At 39.6% G+C, this 2,984-nt stretch carries 2 protein-coding genes; both read left to right on the top strand.

What is annotated here, in order from left to right; genetic code table 11:
• The coding region (locus IQ229_RS21465) for an ATP-binding cassette domain-containing protein (protein ID WP_194047198.1) at nucleotides 1–579 on the top strand (579 nt) is incomplete at its 5' end.
• 498 nt (nucleotides 580–1,077) lie between these two features.
• Nucleotides 1,078–2,547, top strand: a complete 1,470-nt coding sequence (locus tag IQ229_RS21460; RefSeq protein WP_194047196.1) for an SLBB domain-containing protein — start codon at nucleotides 1,078–1,080, stop codon at nucleotides 2,545–2,547.
• The last annotated feature ends 437 nt before the right edge of the window (nucleotides 2,548–2,984 follow it).

Genomic DNA, 2,984 nt, shown 5'->3' with positions numbered 1-2,984 from the left:
CGCATTCCCCAACTGCTAGAATTAGTGGGTTTATCCCAAGCTGATGCTCGTAAAAAGCTCCTGCGCCGCTATTCTAAAGGAATGTTACAGCGTGTTGGTATGGCACAGGCACTAATTAACGAGCCAGATTTAGTTTTTCTGGATGAACCGATGTCTGGTCTTGATCCTGTTGGGCGCTACCAAATGCGGGAAATTATTCTGGCGCTAAAAGCTGCTGGAAAGACGATTTTTTTCAACAGCCACGTTCTTAGTGAAGTAGAACAGATTTGCGATCGCATTGCCATCCTCGCTCAAGGTGAACTAATTTGCTCTGGTTCCCTTAATGAACTCTTAGGCGTAAACAACACATATCAAGTAAAAGGTCAAGGTGGTGACTGGGAAATTCTCAAAAAATGGATACCCACTCTCATATTTGAGCCTGATGGTTCCTGGCACGGTACACTACAAGATGGTTACTATGATTTTCTTGCCAGTCTTCGTCTTATGGAAGGTAAAATTATCGCCATTAACTTGTCACGTCAATCCCTAGAAGAATTTTTTATTCAACAGATCCAAAGAAAAAACAACCCCTTGAATTAGTCTTGTTCCCAAATAGTAAATTGCCGATTGGCTTGAAGAACAAAACCCAAAATTCTGCCTTTTTGAGTTCTCTTTGCCAACGCAATCCACAAAAAATAAAATTCCGACATCTTTTCAAGATTATTTGTATTTATTTAATAAACTTGTTCCTAATTTTAGTAGTCCCTTACTACTCATTGCAGATTTTAAATGTCATCAAATTAACTTTGACAAGAAAAATTTATTCGTGACTACTTGATTGTTAGCCAACAGGCAGTTTCTTATAGAAACTGGGTTTAATTGCGTAAATCCTAAATTTTTTGATATTGCTCTATTCAAGCAACATTAACTTTAAGCTAACTTCACTAAAAATTTAACTTCAATAAACAAATTTCCTCCGGAAAATCACACTTTTCTAGGAAAATAAGAGTGTCGGGGAACATGAATACTTAGGTATAGTCAAAATAAAAATGTTTAGACAGTACTTTATTGATCGTAGTTTCAGAGTCTCAGGTAAATATGCTTAACAAAAGTTTGTCTAAAATCCTAATTCAGCCAGCTGTAGGTATGGCTTTGTTAACTGCTGTCAATGCCGCTGTGTCATCTGCCAGTCTAGCTCAGGGACAACCATTACCACCAACAACACAACCACCAATCACACAAACACAATTAGATACTAATTATTCATTGGGAGGCGGCGATCTCATCCGTGTAAATGTATTTGAAGTACCTGAATATACAGGTGAATACCAAATTCCCCCAGGTGGAGCAATCAACCTACCTTTAATTGGCAGTGTGTCGGTACTAGGGCTAACAACTGAACAAGCTTCTGACGAAATAGCTAGAAGATATGCTCGCTTCCTCAAACGCCCTTTAATCTCAGTCAATCTCTTGTCTCCTCGTCCTATAAATATTTTTGTTGCTGGAGAAGTGACACGTCCTGGAGCTTACACTCTAAACTTGAGCGGAGGCGCCGGGAACAATCCAGGTGTACAATACCCCACTGTATTAGCCGCATTAACAACAGCGCAGGGGGTGACTTTAGCTGCGGATGTGACTCAAGTTGAATTACGGCGTAGAATAGGACGTTCTTCAGAGCAAGCTGTCACCCTCAATTTGAAAGAACTCATTCAAACAGGTAAGTTATCGCAGGATATTACCTTGCGGGATGGAGACACTATAGTTGTGCCAACAGCAACCAACTTCAACGTGGCAGAATCTCGCAATATATTTGCATCCAACTTTGCCGCCAGTCAAACCACACCCCGCACAGTAACAATTATTGGTGAAGTTAACCGTCCTGGTTCGTATCTTGTCACCCCAGCCAACACAGATGCACAAGGGGGCGCAACCCCTAACAGTGGTACTACCACTCCCAATGGTTTACCAAATGTGACACGGGTAATTCAATTAGCTGGCGGAATTACAGCACAAGCTGATGTGCGTAATCTCAAGCTACGTCGACCTACAAGAACTGGCTCAGAACAATCTATAGATATTAATCTTTGGCAACTCTTACAGAGTGGTGATGCCAATCAAGACATCATTGTGCAAGACGGAGATACGATTGTTATTCCGACGGCAACTGAAATTAACCCCGCAGAAGCGACTCAATTAGCTACCACTACTTTATCTCCTACACGGATTCAGGTTGGTGTAGTTGGCGAAGTTAAAAAACCAGGTCTAACAGACGTTCAACCAAATAGCTCTTTAAATCAAGCTATACTCGCTGCTGGCGGATTTAATGATGCCAGAGCTAGTAGTAAGGCTGTTGATTTGATTCGCCTCAACCCTAATGGTTCTGTCACTAAACGTATAGTAAAAGTGGATTTCTCCGCTGGGATTAATGAGCAAACTAATCCCATACTCCGCAATAATGACGTTGTAGTAGTCAACCGATCTGGTTCAGCTAAGACTGGCGATACCGTCAATACCATAACTGGACCTCTAGGTGTTATCTTTAATCTTTTGAACTTATTCGGACTTTAGTTTAAGAGATAGATGCAAATTGGGGACGTTAGCTAACCCTCTTCGTCCCTAAAATTGCACTATCCTTTAATCAAAAGCAAGTTACACATGGCGGATGCTCCACAAGGCATCGCCTCTTCCAATGTTCTAAGCTATCTGACCACTTTTATATATCCGTGATTATAATAATTTTAAGTAATATTACTCATAGAGAAATACTGGAAACTTTAAAACTCTTACTGTAACTTCATAATGTGCATTGATAGGCTTTTGAAATCTTTATTGTAGGTATTCGGATTTCTTATGATAATGAGAATATTTTAGAAATTAGATTCCATCAATACTAGTCTATAACTTGTTTTTAGTCATTTAGTGATTCTTATTATCATAAGAATTATTTAAGTAAATTAACTAATTGATGACAGATATACTATTTTAACCACAGATACCGCGTATAC

The sequence above is a fragment of the Nostoc cf. edaphicum LEGE 07299 genome (assembly GCF_015207245.1).
Lineage (GTDB): Bacteria > Cyanobacteriota > Cyanobacteriia > Cyanobacteriales > Nostocaceae > Nostoc > Nostoc edaphicum_B.
The sequence above is the reverse complement of the archived record's forward strand: the minus strand, read 5'-3'. Positions and strand labels throughout refer to the sequence as shown.